General features: G+C 63.8%; 17 protein-coding genes. 7 read left to right on the forward strand and 10 right to left on the reverse strand.

Annotated elements, in window-relative coordinates; translation table 11 throughout:
- Positions 1-28 precede the first annotated feature (28 nt).
- On the reverse strand, positions 29-946 hold the full coding sequence (locus tag ACO07C_RS21175; protein WP_421916106.1) for a LysR family transcriptional regulator: 918 nt from the start codon (positions 944-946) through the stop codon (positions 29-31).
- A gap of 113 nt (positions 947-1,059) precedes the next feature.
- Between ACO07C_RS21175 and ACO07C_RS21180 the strand changes: the two genes are divergently transcribed.
- Positions 1,060-1,692, forward strand: coding sequence for a pyridoxamine 5'-phosphate oxidase family protein (locus ACO07C_RS21180; protein WP_421916107.1), 633 nt, complete (start codon positions 1,060-1,062; stop codon positions 1,690-1,692).
- Positions 1,693-1,699: 7 nt separating this feature from the next.
- Here ACO07C_RS21180 and ACO07C_RS21185 read toward each other — a convergent pair whose 3' ends face one another.
- The 3 genes from ACO07C_RS21185 to ftsE all read right to left on the reverse strand — a co-directional run bounded on the left by ACO07C_RS21185 (position 1,700) and on the right by ftsE (position 4,153).
- On the reverse strand, positions 1,700-2,422 hold the full coding sequence (locus tag ACO07C_RS21185) for a YdcF family protein (protein WP_421916108.1): 723 nt from the start codon (positions 2,420-2,422) through the stop codon (positions 1,700-1,702).
- Between the two features lie 89 nt (positions 2,423-2,511).
- The gene (locus ACO07C_RS21190) at positions 2,512-3,501 is read right to left on the reverse strand and encodes a cell division protein FtsX (protein ID WP_421916109.1); all 990 of its coding nucleotides are present in this window, start codon (positions 3,499-3,501) and stop codon (positions 2,512-2,514) included.
- On the reverse strand, positions 3,494-4,153 hold the full coding sequence (gene ftsE / locus ACO07C_RS21195) for a cell division ATP-binding protein FtsE (protein WP_421916110.1): 660 nt from the start codon (positions 4,151-4,153) through the stop codon (positions 3,494-3,496). The genes ACO07C_RS21190 and ftsE overlap by 8 nt, the downstream gene beginning before the upstream one ends.
- Positions 4,154-4,344: 191 nt before the next feature.
- On the opposite strand from ftsE, the gene ACO07C_RS21200 reads away from it, so the two are divergent.
- From ACO07C_RS21200 to ACO07C_RS21210, 3 genes are all read left to right on the forward strand, one after another.
- Positions 4,345-4,992, forward strand: coding sequence for a hypothetical protein (locus ACO07C_RS21200; protein WP_421916111.1), 648 nt, complete (start codon positions 4,345-4,347; stop codon positions 4,990-4,992).
- Between the two features lie 62 nt (positions 4,993-5,054).
- Positions 5,055-5,597, forward strand: a complete 543-nt coding sequence (gene hpt / locus ACO07C_RS21205; protein WP_227345102.1) for a hypoxanthine phosphoribosyltransferase — start codon at positions 5,055-5,057, stop codon at positions 5,595-5,597.
- A gap of 63 nt (positions 5,598-5,660) precedes the next feature.
- Positions 5,661-6,032 (forward strand): response regulator, encoded by a 372-nt coding sequence (locus tag ACO07C_RS21210; protein WP_421916112.1) that lies wholly within the window; start codon positions 5,661-5,663, stop codon positions 6,030-6,032.
- A gap of 28 nt (positions 6,033-6,060) precedes the next feature.
- On the opposite strand, the gene ACO07C_RS21215 is transcribed toward ACO07C_RS21210, so the two are convergent.
- A complete protein-coding gene (locus ACO07C_RS21215) occupies positions 6,061-7,011 on the reverse strand; it encodes a DMT family transporter (RefSeq protein ID WP_421916113.1) in 951 nt (316 codons plus the stop codon).
- 224 nt (positions 7,012-7,235) lie between these two features.
- Between ACO07C_RS21215 and ACO07C_RS21220 the strand changes: the two genes are divergently transcribed.
- A complete protein-coding gene (locus tag ACO07C_RS21220) occupies positions 7,236-8,093 on the forward strand; it encodes a LysR family transcriptional regulator (RefSeq protein WP_421916114.1) in 858 nt (285 codons plus the stop codon).
- A gap of 74 nt (positions 8,094-8,167) precedes the next feature.
- A complete protein-coding gene (locus tag ACO07C_RS21225) occupies positions 8,168-8,746 on the forward strand; it encodes a glutathione S-transferase family protein (RefSeq protein WP_421916115.1) in 579 nt (192 codons plus the stop codon).
- Between the two features lie 52 nt (positions 8,747-8,798).
- On the opposite strand, the gene ACO07C_RS21230 is transcribed toward ACO07C_RS21225, so the two are convergent.
- The 5 genes from ACO07C_RS21230 to argH all read right to left on the reverse strand — a co-directional run bounded on the left by ACO07C_RS21230 (position 8,799) and on the right by argH (position 15,552).
- Positions 8,799-11,396 carry a TIGR02302 family protein gene (locus ACO07C_RS21230; protein WP_421916116.1) on the reverse strand — a complete coding sequence of 866 codons (2,598 nt, stop codon included), beginning with the start codon at positions 11,394-11,396 and terminating at the stop codon, positions 8,799-8,801.
- 212 nt (positions 11,397-11,608) lie between these two features.
- Complete coding sequence (locus ACO07C_RS21235; protein WP_421916117.1) at positions 11,609-12,550, reverse strand: threonine/serine dehydratase; 942 nt, start codon at positions 12,548-12,550, stop codon at positions 11,609-11,611.
- A gap of 38 nt (positions 12,551-12,588) precedes the next feature.
- Entirely contained in the window at positions 12,589-13,857 is a 1,269-nt protein-coding gene (gene lysA, locus ACO07C_RS21240; protein WP_421916118.1) for a diaminopimelate decarboxylase, read from the reverse strand.
- Between the two features lie 18 nt (positions 13,858-13,875).
- Positions 13,876-14,082, reverse strand: coding sequence for a hypothetical protein (locus ACO07C_RS21245; protein WP_421916119.1), 207 nt, complete (start codon positions 14,080-14,082; stop codon positions 13,876-13,878).
- 69 nt (positions 14,083-14,151) lie between these two features.
- Entirely contained in the window at positions 14,152-15,552 is a 1,401-nt protein-coding gene (gene argH / locus ACO07C_RS21250) for an argininosuccinate lyase (RefSeq protein WP_421916120.1), read from the reverse strand.
- Positions 15,553-15,587: 35 nt separating this feature from the next.
- Here argH and tlpA point away from each other — a divergent pair, with 35 nt between their 5' ends.
- A complete protein-coding gene (gene tlpA, locus ACO07C_RS21255; RefSeq protein ID WP_421916121.1) occupies positions 15,588-16,271 on the forward strand; it encodes a thiol:disulfide interchange protein TlpA in 684 nt (227 codons plus the stop codon).
- Positions 16,272-16,411: the final 140 nt, after the last annotated feature.

Raw genomic sequence — 16,411 nt, forward strand, 5'->3', positions numbered from 1 at the left:
CTTCGTGATCGGCCAACGCACTGTGTGCTCAAGCCGGTTGGCTTCGCCACGCCGAGTGCAGCAGCCGTTCCCTGATTCGCGGCGCGGCGAAGTCGAGGAACGCCCGCAGCTTCACCGGCAGCAAGCCCTGGCCGGCATGCACAAGGCTGACAGGCCATGGTTCCGGCTCGAATGCCTCCAGCACCGGGCGAAGCGTGCCCAAGCGCACGGCATCGGCAATCTGGTAGGAAAGCACCCTTGTCATCCCGACACCCGCGATCGCTGCATCGATGGCCGCCTCCGCCGTGTTGACCCGAAGTCGTGAGCGGACGGGAACCGTGAATTCAGTCTTGCCGGCGGCAAAGCTCCAGGTGGCCAAGGCAAGCCCCTCGAAGGTGATGCAATTGTGCGTGGCAAGGTCTTGTGCGGTCTTCGGCGTGCCGTGTTCGGCCAGATAGGCAGGGCTCGCGCAAACGACATGGCGGATCGATCCGACGCGAACGGCGACCATGTTGGAATCGGGGAGTTGGCCGATTCGAACGGCGAGATCGATATGCTCGTCGATCAACTGCGTGACCCGATCCGTCAGCGTCAGGCGGACGTCCACTCCTGGATAGGCAGAGAGGAAAGCGATGACGACCGGCAGCACATGCAGGCGGCCGAAGACGATCGGCGCGGTGATGATCAACTCGCCCGTCGGGGTGCTGTATTCGCCGGCGACCGTGCGCTCGGCCTCGCCGACGTCATCGAGAATGCGACGGCAAGCGACAAGATAGGCGTGGCCCGCATCAGTCAGTGTCAGTCGGCGCGCCGAGCGGTTGAGGAGCCGCGTTTTCAGGTGTGTCTCGAGTTCGGAAACCTTCCGGCTGATCGTCGCCAGGGGAATGCCCAGTCGACGGCCCGCCGCGGAGAGGCTGCCGGCTTCCGCCGTGGCAACGAAAAGAGACATGGATTCGAGACGGTCCATCGATCTTCCGAAAAATGGAAGGATTGGTTGCGTATATGCCATCTGCGTCTGAAATGCGGAAGGATTATATTTACGGGGTAATCATAGCGACCCGACCTCGAAGGAAGCTTTCCATGAACGCCAATGCTTTCACCAGCGACGTCGCCTTCACACCGACCGTCAAGGCGATCCAGGCCCGCAAGGGATCACGCCAGTCCTACGCCCGCGTCGAGGAGCGTGGTGGCTGGCAATCCACGATCACCCCCGACCTCGCCGCCTTCATCGAGGCACAGACCAGCGTGTTCCTGTCGACCGCGAATGGCGATGGCCAGCCCTACATTCAGCATCGCGGTGGGCCCGCCGGTTTTCTCAAGGTGCTGGACGAACATACGATCGGCTTCGCGGATTTTTCCGGCAACAGGCAGTTCATCACCCTGGGTAATCTGCAGGACAATCCGAGGGCGTTCCTATTCCTGATCGACTATATGCATCGGCAGCGCATCAAGATCTGGGGCACGGCGCGCATCGTCGAGGACGATGACGAATTGCTGGCGAAGCTGATGCCAGGCGATTACAAGGCGCGGCCAGAACAGGTCATCCTGTTCACGGTCGCCGCGTGGGACGCCAATTGCCCGCAGCACATTCCGCAGCGCTTCGAAGCAGCCGACGTCGCGGCGGCGCTGGCCGAACGGGACAGGCGCATCGAACGCCTCGAACAGGAGATCGCGCGCTTGAAGAAATCGTCAGGTGCGGTCGCCGGGGAATGAACCGGGTCTAGCCGCCAGCGGCGGTCTCGGCCAGCGCAATACCATCGGGCGTCGGCTTCACCGGAACGATGCCACGCGCCAGCGCCAGCAGGTACTTGTTGTACTCGGTAAACAGCACGCGAAGCGCTTCCGGCTTGGTCAGCCAGCCGCCATTGTCGAGGTTGGCGTTGACCACCGGATAGGGTTCAAGCTTGGCATTGTGCAGCAGCCGGCCCATCTCCAGCAGGCTGCGCGGCATGTGATAATTGTTGGTGACGAGGATCACCGTGCCATAGGCATGGCTTTCGACCCATTTGGCGCTTTCCTCGGCGTTGCCGATCGTGTCGAGCGCGGCACGATCGATGTCGACGCAGCAGGAAAAAAGATTCTTGTCGCCACCGATCGCGGCCTGAAGCTGGCGGCGGCTGGCGGAAGGATGCACGCCGCTGATCAAAAGCCTCTCGCCCTTGCCGGAGGCCAGAAGGTCCATCGCCGCATCGAGGCGCGATTGGCCACCGGTGAGCACGATGATCGCGTCGGCCTTCTCAGGATTGGCGGGAGTGGTGAGGTGGCTGACCTTGTTTGCGAACCAGCCGAAGCCCCCCGCAAACACCACGACAAAGGCAAGCAGCAGGAAACGAACCACGCGCAAGGCCGTGCCCAATCGACCCGCCGTGCGGCGCGCATGGGAGCGCGCAACCAGCACTGGCGTGCATCCAGCCGTATTGGTCGAATCCCGCGCGTCCATCATGCCATGGTTAATCCTGAAATATGGCCTTTGGTAGCTGAAAAGCGCACTTTGCGTTACGGGGGTTCTTCATCCGTGATCGCTCCTGATCTTTAGCCGGCGTCCGGCTGGCGGACATCGATGTCGCTGAGATAGGCGACAACGGTGGCGTGCGAGGTTGCGGCGGTCAACGCGCCTATGATCAGCACCATGAGGGCGACGCCGAAATAGCCAGCGGAGCCGATGGCGAAGTTGCCGAACAGGGCCGTTGCCTGGTCGGCTTGCGGCGTTGCCATGTTGCGCGACGACCACCATGAGAAGACGATGAAGACCGCCACGGCCGCCGCTCCGCCAGCCGCCGCGCCCTTCATGCCGGTGACCAGGAAATGTCCGCGGAATTCGCGGGCGATGAAGCGCGCCTCGGCGCCGACGAAATGCAGCACCTCGATGATATGTCCGTTGCCCGCCATGGCGCCGCGCGTCGCGAACACCACTGTCAGCACCGTTGCCGACAGCATCAGCACCAGCACCGCGATGCCGATGGTTACGGTGGTGCGGGCCATGGCCACCAGCCGGTCGACCCAGGTGCGGTGATCGTCCAGCGACGCGCTTGGAAATTTCGGCGTGATCGCCGACCGCATGGCGGCGAAGTCGGGCGGGCTGTTCTCGTCGATGGTGACGATGATCAGGCGCGGCACCGGCAGATCGTCGATGTTAAGACCCGAGCCAAGCCATGGTTCCAGCAGCCGCGCCGTGGCTGCCCGGTCGATGATCCTGGTGCCCTTGACGCCCGGAAATTCGCTGGCGATCCGCGACGCCTGGACAAGGGCGGCTTCCATGTCGAGGCCGTCGGCCGGCTTGATCTGGATGGTCGCCTCGCGCGAGATCTGGTTCTCCCAGACCGATGCCGTGTCGCGCACCAGCGTTACCGCGCCGAAGGTCAGGCACGACAGGAAGGTCATGATGGCGATGACCAGCACAAGAGCCCGGCCGGCAATGTTCTGTGCCGGAACGATGGGCGCCATCTTGCGCTGGGCGCGCGGCTTCGCCACCGCCTCCTCGGCTTCGTGATCTTCAATATGGTCGGCAGAAAGATCAGTCATAGATATCCAGCCTTCCGCCGGCCAGGATCAGGCGTCGTGCATCGACCTGTTCCATCAGTCCAAGGTCGTGGGTGGCTATCACCACCGCCGTTCCCAGCCGGTTGAGCTCAATGAACAGGCGCAGAAGCCGTCGCGCCAACGGCGGATCGACATTGCCGGTCGGCTCGTCGGCAAGCAGGATCTCCGGCTGCTCGATCAGTGCGCGGGCGATCGCGGCGCGCTGCTTTTCGCCGCCCGAGAGCACAGGCGGCAGCACATGCATGCGCTCGCCCAGGCCAACCCATTTCAACAGCTCGGTCACGTCGGTGCGGTAGCTCGCCTCCTCGCGCCCCCGCACGCGCAACGGCAGCGCCACATTCTCGTAAGTTGTCATGTGGTCGAGCAGGCGGAAGTCCTGGAACACCACGCCGATGCGCCGTCTCAGATGCGGCAGTTCGGCGCTTGAGATGCGCGAGCGGTCCTTGCCGAAAATGGTGATCAGCCCGCGCGTCGGCTTCAGCGACATGAACAGCAGGCGCAGCAAAGTCGTCTTGCCGGCGCCTGACGGTCCGCTCAGGAACTGGAAGGAGCTCTCCGGAATATGCAGGGAAATGTCGCGGAGGATTTCCGGACCCATGCCATAGCGGAGGCCGACATTTTCGAAGCGGATCAATTTCGACGACCTGAAACTTGCGGCGGCGGTTCGCCAGCCCATTCTGTGGAATGACCATCGGCCGGCATGGTTAACCGTTGGTTAATCGTTGGGTATTTTAGACTGATCACAGGAGCTCCGGTGGGGAAGCGTTAACCATTTGCGTTTACGCAAAAGAAACGAAAAGCGATACGTGCTGCAGTACTGGGGCCATGATGGCTGAGGATCGAACCGCGCGCCCGGTTTTCGGCGAAATCATGACCGATCCGGCAGCGATGACCGCGCCGGAACGCATCACGCGTGGTTGTGCGGCCGATGTCGTCGACGCCGATTACGAGGTTCTGCCGCGCTTTGTCTCCCCAGTGGACGGAGCCATGCCTCCGCCGCGCCTCATTGCCACGCCGTCGATCGAAGGCATGGACATGCTTCGCAAGCCCGAAGCCCCGGTGGATCGGCCGCCCGCATCGCGTGGTGGGCCGATCTTCTGGATTGCCGGTATCGGCGCGGCGCTGGCGGCGTTCTGGGTTTCGGGAGGTCACGCGCTGGTGCGCCATGCACCTTTTCCGGCCATTCAGGAAGCCGCGAGTGCGCTCAGTATCTCCAGCGTGACGTCGCGCGTCGACGCTTCGGGCGAAAAGCCCGTGCTTTTCGTTGATGGAGAGGCGGCCAATGACGGCAGCGCTTCGACGCCGCTGCCGCCACTGGAGATCCAGGTTACCGGCAATGACGGGCTCACAACCCGATATAGGTTGGGGACATCCAACCGTCCGCTGGCGGCCGGCGAAAGATTTGGCTTTGCCAGCCGGCTCGAGGTGCCTAGAAACGGCGTGAAGACCGTGTCGGTCACCTTCGCCGAATAGCGCGCATCTCAACACGCCGCGCGCGAGTGCGGATCACAGGCAATCATCCGGAAAGGCAGCCAATGCCAGTTGTACGCGGCAAGGATATCGAAGTCCTGTTTTCGGCCTCCGCCATCGCACGGCGCAATCTCGAACTCGCCAAGGAGATTGCCGGGCACGACTACCACGACCTCCTGGTGATATCCGTGCTGAAGGGGTCGTTCATCTTCGCCGCCGATCTTATCCGTGCCATGCATGATGTCGGCCTGTCGCCGGAGGTCGAGTTCATCTTCATCTCCAGCTATGGTGCCGGCACCAGCAGCGGCGAAGTGCGGGTGCTGCGCGACATCGACAACGAGGTGGCCGGCCGGGACGTGCTGCTGATCGACGACATACTCGAATCCGGCAAGACGTTGACCTTCGCCCGCGACCTGATGCTGTCGCGCGGCGCAAAAAGCTGCGCCATCGCCGTCCTGCTCGACAAGCGCATGCGCCGCCAGACGGAACTCAATGCCGACTATGTCGGCTTCGATTGTCCCGACTATTTCGTGGTTGGCTACGGCATGGACGTCGCGCACGCGTTTCGCGAACTGCCGTTTGTCGGCATCGTCAAGGGTGACGTCTAATTTCTTCGGAAGGCTGTTGGCGGGTTCAGAAAACCTCAACTTTTCGCCGCCAAATATCAGCCCATGGCAAAGCTCCTGATTGTTGAGGACGATGAGTCCGTTCGCACCCTCGCAGCCCGCGCGCTCGAACGCGCCGGGCATATGATCGACATTGCCGCCGACGGTGCGCAGGGTCTGTCGATGATCAAGGCGGCGCTAGGAGGCTATGATCTCGTGGTCTCCGATATCCGCATGCCGGAAATGGACGGCATCGAGATGGCCATTGCCGCCGCCGGCCAGTTCCCGGCGATAAAGATCATGCTGATGACCGGCTATGCCGATCAGCGCGAGCGTGCCGAGGAACTGAACGGCATCATTCTCGATGTCGTGCAGAAGCCCTTCACGCTGGCCGAAATCCGCTCGCGGGTTGAACGGGCGCTTCTCTGCCTCGTCTGAGTGACGCCTGCCCACGACTGTTTTCTCGTCAAGCCGGATCGCAGCTCACCGTGACGGCCCGTTCGGGCATGCGGCGCCGGCTGAGGTTCAAGGCCAGCAGGCCGGCGCCAATGATCAGGGCGGCGCCGATGACAGTCGTCGATCGCGGTACCTCGGCGAAGAACAGGAACCCCCACAGCGGCGACCACAGGATTCCCGTATACTCGAAGGTGGCGACGCGGTTGGCGGGCGCCAGCCTGTAGGCTTGCGACAAAAGGATCATGCCCGCCGAAGCGACGAAGCCGCAGGCCGCCATCTTCATGAAATCCGGCATGGTCGGCCAAAGCCACGGTCGTACCAGGAATTCGAGGCTGGGATGGACAGCATGCGTTATGCCGGCGAGGTGAAACGTGGAGGCAAACACGGCCGCGCCGACCATGTAGGCTCCGTTCTGGTAGAACGCCATAACGGTGGACGATTCGGTATCGCCGATCTTGCGCGCCATCAGCTGCGAAAAGCCGTAGAGGGCGGCCGAGCCCAGCGACAGCAGCGCCGCCCAGTCGAACAATCCGGTGCCCGGACGCAACATCACGAGCACGCCGACCAGCCCCAGGAGCACGGTGGTCAGCGTTTGCCAGGATACGCGCTCGCCCAGATAAGGTCCGGCGAGCGCCATGATGAACAGCGGCGCCATGAAGTAGAGCGCCACGGCGTCGGCGAGGGGCAGGGCGGCAATCGCCAGGTAGTAGATCGTGTATGAGGCGAACTGGATGAAGGCACGCGTCGTCAGCATGCCGAACCGCCGGGAGATGATCGCCGGCAACCCGACATCGACATGGACGAGAACGAGGAGGATCGGCAGAGCCACGACGGCGCGGATCATGATGACCTCGGTCACCGGATAGGTGCTGGAAACGGCCTTGACCAACGGGTCCTGCAGGGAAAACACAAGCACACCGAGACAGAGGCTCATGATGCCGAGCATCATCCGATTCTGCATGGGCGTTTCCGGTCTCCGTGCGCGGCCGCGGCCGATCTGGCTTCGGCTAAAAAGAACCCGCCACCGTTTCGGGCAGCGGGCACGAGTGAGGACTCTTCTGATTGGTCCGCGGCCGATTTCGCGGCCGCATATCCAATGGGTAGCGCGACTATCATCCCGCGTTTGACATGTTGCAAACGAATTGGAATGATGTCAGCAATCAGATTTTCTTATGATGGACTGCCATGAAACCCAACCTCGACAGTGACCTCCTGCGCACCTTCGTCGCGGTGGCGGACACCGGCAATTTCACCAAGGCGGCCGAACGCGCGGGGCGCACGCAGTCGGCCGTTTCGATGCAGATGAAGAAGCTCGAGGACATGGTCGGCAACAGCCTGTTCGAGCGCGGCTCGCGTGGCGTGGCGCTGACGCGGCGGGGCGGCGAACTCATCGGCAACGCCAGGCGCATCGTTTCCCTGCTCGACGAGACCGCGGCTTCGATGGCGGCACCTCCGCTCGGCGGGCCGGTGCGCATCGGCATTCCGGAGGAGTATGGCCACGCGATCCTGTCGCGGGCGCTCGGCGCGTTTGCCAAGCGCAATGCCAAGGTTGAAGTCACCGTCCGTTACGCCCATTCCGGCGCGCAGATAGCAGCGCTGGAGGCCGATGAACTCGACCTGGCTGTCGTCTTCGAATGGGAGGACCTTTTCGGCGGCGAGGTGCTGATGCACGACCCGACCGTGTGGGTAACATCCAACCTCCACCAGATGCATGAGGAGCGCCCCGTGCCGATCGCGCTCTACAACCGCGCCGGCTGGTGCAAGGACTTCGCCATAAAGTCGCTGGAACAACGAGGGCTCGCCTATCGTGTCGCCTATACCAGCGACACCAATGGCGGGCTTCGGCTCGCCGTTACCTCGGGGCTGGCGATCGCGCCGATCTCGCGAAGCAACATCCCCGCTGATTGCCGCGAGCTGACCGCCGCCGACGGGTTCGGCGACATCGATTCGTCGAATGTGGTGCTGCGGCGCAATCCCAACGCTTCCGGCGAGGCGATCGACAGCATGGAAGAAGCGATCCGCGAGGCGTTCATCAACCGCTAAGGCCTATCGATCCCGATGAAATTGGGCTGGGGTCTATCTGTTTTGAGCGTGATCCCTGGGCAAACGGGAACCGTTTGTCCGAGGAGGCCGGATTCCACCCTTCAGAAATCATGCTCCAGCAACTCAGCGCGAATTGGATTGCCCTTTGTCCCGGGAAGGCGATGCCTGTTGCCGAAACTCCTGCCATCGATCATGATGGCACGATCGTCACCGAGCGGGGCGCGATCACCATCTATCTCGCCGATACCTTCGCCGAAGCCGGGCTTGCGCCCGCACCGGGCGACAGCGCGCGTGCTCGGTATCTGACGTGGCTTGTCTATTGCGATTCCGTTCTGGATCCGGTGGTGGCTGCGAAGGCCCACGGGATCGAATTCATGGGGCCTCGCTATTCCTATGGCTCGTTCACGGAAATGGTCGCCAATCTGGAGAAGGCGCTGTCGTCCCAGCCCTACATCGTCGGCGACAGCTTCACCGCCGCCGACGTCCAAATCGGCAGCGGTATCCACTTCGCCACCAATGTCCTGCGGGTGTTCCCGGAGAATGCCGCGTTCACCGCATATCTCGAACGTCTCGCCGCACGTCTGGCCTTCCAGCGCTATTCACGCAGGGAATATGAGATGGCGCAGGCGGCGGGCATGGTTGGCAGCCACTGAGTATCGGCGCGTCGAATGGCATTCGCGACGATGATGCCGCACTGGCGTGGAGCTATTTCAGCTCCAGCAGGCGCTCAAGGTAGCTGCGCTCAATGTCGGGGCTCAGGGCATTGCCAAGCCGCTTGCGGATGGCCTCCAGGATCTGGCGGGCGCGCTGAACATCGATCTCATCGGGCACCTTCACGGAGCTTCCGTCATCGGGTCCTTCGGTGGAGCGCGGCCGGCCGAGCGGATCACGATCGGCATTCTGCTGGCGGCCACCCTGCTCGCTGCCGCCCTGGTCTCCCTGCATGGCCTGCAGCTGCTTCATCATGTCCTTGGCGCCCTTGCGCAACGCTTCCAGCGCCCGGCCCTGGTCGCCGACGGCGCGGTCGCCTTCGCCGTCGCCAAGCGCCTGCCTGGCGTCGCCCATGGACTTGCCGGCTTCGCCAAATCCCGGGCTGGGCTCCATTCCCATCCCTTCGAGGCCCTTCTTCAACTGATCGAGGTCTTTCTGCAACTGGCCCTGGCCTTCCTGCAGCTGCTTCATCGCATCGGCGAATTCTTGCGGCGTCATCGGTTTCGGCCGGCCGAGCGGATCGCGGTCTTCGCCTGGGCCGGGCTTGCCCTGATCGTCCTGCTGCGGCTGTCCGTTCTCATCGGTCTGTTGGTCGCCGCGCCGCATCTGATCCATGCGGAAGGTCTCGTTCATCGTCTCCTGCTGGCGCCGCATGATGTCGCCCAGCTTGTCCATCTGCTGCTTCATCTCGCTGTCCTGCTGTCCGCCACCCTTCTGGTCGCGGCCGGCCTGGAGATTGTTCATCATGTCCTGCAATTGCGAAAGCAGCTGTTGCGCCTTGTCGCGGTCGCCCGACTTGGCCAGGTTCTCGATCTGGTCCATCATGCGGTTTATATCGCTCTGGCGCAGTTCCTGCCCATTCTGCTGCATCTGCGGCGCGTTGGGGTTCTGCTTGGCGCGTTCCGCGAATTCCTGCAGGAACTGGTTCATCGCCTCGCGCAGTTCCTTCATCGCCTTTTCGATCTCCTGGTCGCTGGCGCCGTTCTTGATGGCGTCCTGCAGGGCCTGCTGCGCCTGGCGCAACCGCTTCTCGGCGGCCGAAAGATTGCCCTCCTCAATGCCGAGGGCGATTTCCCACAGATAGGAAACTTCGTTGCGCAGCTGATCGTCGTTCTGAGCGAGCTTCAGCCGGCTGCGCGCACTCATGATCGCCAGGTAGTGCGACATGTTGCTGAACGTATCCTCGGGCCGCAGCGTGATTGCGTCCATCAGGTCGAGCACACGGCCCTTGGCGTTGGCGTCGAGCGCCAGCAGGCGACGCTGCTCGATCACCGCCCGCGCCAGCGGATTGGAGAAGGGCCGCTCGGGCATCACCAGCGTCTTGGTTTCGCTTTTTGCCGTATGGCCGGCATCGTCGGTCGCCGTCAGCGTCAGCTTGATGCTGGCCCCGGCCCAGACGTGCTCGGTCAGGTCCTTCGTGGTCTTGGCGGCGTTCGTCTTGCCGCCGCGCCGGGGCAACGCCAGCGGCATTTCGGGCGCGCCATAGAGCGGGTGCGCATTCGGCGCTTGCGGGTCGGCCAGCGCGAAAACGGCATTGGCGGAGGCCGCGCCATAATCGTCATCGATCTGATAGTTCAACTCGATGGTGCCGTTGGCGGCGCGCTTGGGCTCGCCGACGAAGCGGATCTGTGGCGGCTTGTCGGGGATGACGGCGAAGGCCCAGCGGCCGATTTCGTCTTCGGCCGATTTCAAGGTCAGCGTGCCGTCATGGGTCAGCTTGCCGCTGAACTGCCGCACCGTCGGGGGCGTTGCCAGGCTTGCCGCCGGCTTGGCCCCGGCAGCCGCCTGAGGGCCAGCCTGGGCGCCGGCCGGGTCGATGACACTGGCGTTGCCGTCCTTGTCGGCATAGGCAAGCGTTTCCTCGCCCGAACCGCCGGTAACGCGCAACGAAACATCACTGCCTTCCGGAACGCTGAAAGTGGGCGTCGCCTGGTTGGCGTCGGCGGTGAGGAAGATCGGCGGCTTGCCGGTATAGGCCGGCGGCGTCACCCAGGCGTCGATGCGCGGTGGCACCACGTCGCGCACGCCATGTTCGCTGAAGCCGTCGGCAATCTTGCCGCCGGTTGGCCCGAAGGAAAAGGCAAAGGCGGTGACGAGCAAAAGTGCCGCAATGGCGCGCAAACCCCATGGGTCGCGCTCCGGCACGCGCGTGCGCGGCATGTCGGCGCCGAGGCTGTCGAGTTGGTCGGCCATGCGCCTCTGGTGCTCGCGCCACAGCGCCTGCGAGAAGCTGTTCTCGCTGCCGCTCGGCCGATCGGTCTGCACCTGAACCGGGCTGTGCCGCAGATCATTGGCGGCTTCGATGCGGCGATCGATCTCGGTTGCGGCCGGCAAGCGGAAGAAGCGCAGCGGATAGAGTGCCGCAATGGCGGCGATGCCGAAGGCGGCGACAAGACCAATGCGGGCGACGTCCGGCAAGCGGTGGAAGACGCCGAGCCAAGACGCGCTAAGGAACAGGCTGGCCACGATGACGAGCGGAAGCAGCAATGGCCAGCCGCGCTCGAACACCATCGCGGCGCGGGTCGCCAGCCGGCTCAGGGCAAGGCGTCCGGCCATGCGGTTGTCACTGTTGAGAGCGGGTCGTTCTGTCATCGGCCCTTTCTGGAGCCTATTCCATCCCGAAAGATCCGGGATGGGGCTCCATCTTTTTCGATCATGATCTTTTCCGAAAACCGGCTTCCACTTTTCGGGATCATGCTGCGGGCGGGCAGGATGGCCCATGCCTCACGACTCGAAGAATACCAGCAAACACGGCAAAGGCGAGGCAGTTCGAAAAAACGTGAAGTCCGCGCGAGGAGTTGCAATCAGAATGTGGCGGGGTTCGCGTTGGCACCGCAGACCAGTACGGCGACACGCTCGCCGGGTTCCGGTGCGTAGCGGCCGGAGAAAATTGCGGCAAAGGCGGCGGCACCGCCGGGCTCGGAAATGATCCGCGCCCCGTTCCACAGCGCCTTCTGGGCCGCGATGATGTCGTCGTCGCTGACCAGGACGGAGCGCTCGACAAAGGCTTCGGCGATCGGGAACATCATTTCGCCGACGCGCTTGGGCGCCAGCGAATCAGCGGCAACCCCTTCGGTGGGCGCGTCGACGGGATGGCCGGCCTCGAAAGCGCGGTAAAGTGTCGGCGCCCCCTCGGGCTCGACAGCGACGATGCGGATGCGGCCGCCGAACCAGGCGGCGATGCCGCCGATCAGGCCGCCACCGCCGACGGCGACCAGCAGCGTGTCGATCTCCGGCAGGTCGGCTTCGATCTCGAGGCCGAGCGTGCCCTGGCCGACCAGTGTTTCCTCCTGGTTGAAGGCGTGGACCTGCAAGGCGCCGGATTTCTCCGCGAAAGCCTCGCTGGCGGCGAGCGCCTCGGCATAGCGGGCGCCGCCGACCACCAGTTCTGCGCCATAGCCGCGGATACGGTCCAGCTTGGCGGCCGGGCTGACTTCGGGAACGAATATCGTTGCCTTGTGGCCGAGCCGCATGGCCGCATAGGCGACGGCCGCGCCATGGTTGCCGCCCGATGCCGCGACGACGCCGGCCTTGGGGACCGGCCGCTCGAGTAGATTGGTGAAGGCGCCGCGCGCCTTGAACGAGCCGGAATGCTGCAGGCACTCGAGCTTCAGGTCGACAGCCCGTTGCGGCCGGTCGAAATCCGCCATGTCGACGCGCAGCACCGGCGTGTGTCTGATATAGGGCCGGATACGCGGCTCCGTGGCGGCAATGCGTTCGCGTGTGATCATTTTGCCGTCCGCCATGGTCGCTTCCTTTAGCCGACAGGATCCGATTGCCAGGTCTATGCCAACCAGTCGGGAAGGGAATCCAACCCGATCAGTTCATCGTAGGTCTGGCGCGGGCGCACGACATGGAACCGGTCGCCGTCGACCAGAACTTCCGGCACAAGCAGGCGCGTGTTGTAGGTGCCGGCCTGCACCGCGCCATAGGCGCCTGCCGTGGACACCGCGATCAGGTCGCCGGACTTCAGCCTGGGCAGGTCCCGGTCGAGCCCGAGATAATCGCCGGTCTCGCAGACCGGGCCGACCACATCGACCATCATGCGCGGCGTTTCGGCCGGCGGCTGCACCACCGGCTTGATGTCGTGGAAGGCGTCGTAAAGCGTCGGCCGGATCAGGTCGTTCATGGCGGCATCGACGACCAGGAAATTCTTGGCGTCGCCCTCTTTCACGAAGATCACCTCGGAGACGAGGATGCCGGCATTGCCGACGATCAGCCGGCCCGGCTCGAACATCACCTTCAGCCCGAGCCTGGTGACATGCTTCCTGACGATCTGGGCGTAGGCGTCGGGCAATGGAGGCGGGTTGTTGTCGGTGCGGTAGGGAATGCCCAGGCCGCCGCCGAGATCGACATGCTCGATCGCATGGCCGTCAGCCCGCAGCGCGCCGACCAGTTCGACCAGCAGGGCGAAGGCGTCGTCGAAGGGCTGCAGTTCGGTGATCTGGCTGCCGATGTGGGTGTCGATGCCGGTGACCTTGATGCCGGGAAGCCGTGCGGCGCGGCCATAGACCTGCCGCGCCTTCTGCCAGGGAATGCCGAACTTGTTCTCGGCCTTGCCGGTGGAGATCTTCTTGTGGGTCTTCGCATCGACATCCGGATTGATGCGCAGCGAGATCGGCGCCACCTTGCCCAGCGCCGTGGCGCGGGCCGACAGCAGTTCGAGTTCGGGTTCCGACTCGACATTGAAGCAGAGGATGCCGGCGGTGAGCGCGAAATCCATTTCACGCGCGGTCTTGCCGACGCCCGAAAACAGGATCTTGCCGGCAGGGATGCCGGTGGCCAGCGCGCGGCGCAATTCGCCTTCCGACACCACGTCGGCGCCGGCGCCGAGCCTTGCCAGCGTCCTCAGCACCGCCTGGTTGGAATTGGCCTTCATGGCATAGCAGACCAGCGCGTCGAGCCCGGCAAAAGCCTGGGCGAAGACGCGGAAATGCCTGGTCAGCGTCGCCGTCGAATAACAATAGAAGGGCGTGCCGACGCTTGCCGCGATGTCGGGGATGGCCACGTCCTCGGCATGCAGCACGCCGTCGCGGTAGTCGAAATGGTTCACGAGAATGATTCCGGAAATCTAGATCAACGGGTCGAGGATGAACTTCTTGTCCACAACCGGTTTTTCCGGCTCCGGCGGCACGGGCTGCTTGGCCCTCTCGGCATCCTTGCGGGCCTGAACGGCGGCTTCATAGGGCGTGTCGAGCGGAGCCCTCCTGCCGCAGGCCGTTACGGCGGCCATCGCTGCCAGAAGCGTCAGCGTCATCAAAATCCTGCTTCCGGTCATCGATCCATCCGTCCAAAACTATTGTACGCCGCCGCTTTTAGCCGAGTTTTCGGCGCTTTGCACCCTAGCTCAAGCCTTCGCCAGCCGCTTTTTCCAATAGCGTATCTGCCTGCGTACTTCAGATGGCGCGGTGCCTCCAAAGCTTGTCCGGCTCTTCACTGAATTCTGCACGGCAACCACCGAGAATATGTCCGAAGTGATACCCGGGTCGATGGATTGCAAATCCTCGAGCGACAGCTTGTCCAATCCCACCTTCTTCTGCTCGGCCAACGCCACGGCCCGGCCGGTGACGTGGTGCGCCTCGCGGAACGGCAGGCCAAGCGTACGCACCAGCCAGTCGGCAAGGTCGGTCGCGGTGGAGTAGCCAGAGCCCGCGGCCTTCTTCATCGCGGCTGCATTCACCGTCATGTCGGAGACCATTCCGGTCATCGCCGCCAGCATCAGGTCGAGCGTCTCGGCGGCATCGAACACCGACTCCTTGTCCTCCTGCATGTCCTTGCCGTAGGTCAGGGGCATCCCCTTCATAACGGTCAGCAGGCCGACCAGATGGCCATTGACGCGGCCGGTCTTGCCGCGCACCAGTTCCGCGGCGTCCGGGTTCTTCTTCTGCGGCATGATCGACGAACCGGTCGAGAAAGAGTCCGACAGCCTGATGAATCCGAATTGCGGCGTCGACCAGATGATGATCTCCTCGGCCAGGCGCGACAGATGCGTGGCGCAGATGGCGGCCATGCTGAGGAATTCCAACGCGAAATCGCGGTCCGAAACGCCGTCGAGGGAATTGCGCATCGGTTCGCGGAAGCCGAGTGCCTTCGAGGTCTGATGCCGGTCGATGGGGAAGCTTGTGCCAGCAAGTGCCGCCGAACCCAGCGGGCTTTCATCCATGCGCTCGATGGCGTCGCGGACGCGCGACAGGTCGCGTCCGAACATCTCGACATAGGCCATGCAATGGTGGCCGAATGTCACCGGCTGCGCGGTCTGCATGTGGGTGAAGCCGGGCATCACGGTCGCCGCATGCTCTTCCGCTCGTTCCAGGAATGCGGCGATGAGGCCCTTCAGCGCCTCGGCGACACGAAAGCACTCGTCCTTGACCCAGAGCCTGAGATCAACGGCGACCTGGTCGTTGCGCGAGCGGGCGGTGTGCAGCCGTCCCGCGGCCGGGCCGATCAACTCGGCAAGACGGGCCTCGACATTCATGTGGATGTCTTCCAGCCGGGTCGAGAACTCGAACGTGCCTGCTTCGATCTCTTTCAGGATCGCGTTCAGGCCGTCAGCGATCTTTTCTTGATCGGCCGCCAAAATAATGCCCGCTTGCGCCAGCATCTCGCTATGGGCGATCGAGCCGCGAATGTCCTGCGCATAGAGTTTGCGGTCGAACGAGATCGACGCGTTGATGGCTTCCATGATCGCGGCCGGACCCGAGGCAAAACGTCCGCCCCACATCTGGTTGCTGGCCTTCTTGTCGCTCATCGCTATAAAACCCGTGTCCCGGAGCAGTTTCAGAAATGACAGACCGCAATAGACTTTTCCCGGCCCCGCGCCTCATCCTCGCCGCCCTGGTGGCGGGCGTGCTTGCCGGCGCGGTCGCGGTATATGTCAGGGAGAGCGGTTCTGGCAACAACGCGCCGGCGCAGCAGGCCGCCGTCGGCGACAGCAAGGACGACGTCGCCTGCGCCGCCAAGAGCGAACGCGCCAAAAAGGTCGCCGCCTCGGCCACCGGGCAGGTCGCCGCGCTTTTGCCCGCCGATCCGCCGCAATCCCTGAGACACCTCGCCTTCAACGGTCCGGACGGCAAGCCGATGACGATCGCCGACCACGCCGGCAAGACGGTGCTGCTCAATCTGTGGGCGACCTGGTGCGCGCCATGCCGCGCCGAGATGCCGGCGCTCGACGCGCTGCAGAAGGAAAAGGGCAGCAACGCGTTCGAGGTCGTCGCCGTCAATGTCGATGCCGGCGACGATGTGAAGCCGAAGAAGTTCCTCAAGGACACCGGCGTCCAGTCCCTTGGATACTACCGCGATTCGACGATGGCGCTGTTCAACGATCTCAAGACGCGCGGCCTGGCCCTCGGTTTGCCGGTCACCATGCTGGTCGACGGCGAAGGCTGCCTGATCGCCCATATGAACGGCCCTGCCGAGTGGTCGGGACCGGATGCACAGCGGCTGGTGGAAGCGGCGCTGGGCAGCTAGGGCGGCGGCCCGGGCCTCGCCTGGCGGCTGCCGGCAGACCGGCTATTCCCCGGAGCCGGCCTTGGCCCTCCGCAAGACCAGTCGTTTCGCCATCCGAACCCCTCCGCGACGACGGCTTGGGTGGCGACAGCTTTCCATTG

The sequence above is a fragment of the Mesorhizobium sp. genome (genome assembly GCF_965229135.1).
GTDB lineage: Bacteria > Pseudomonadota > Alphaproteobacteria > Rhizobiales > Rhizobiaceae > Mesorhizobium.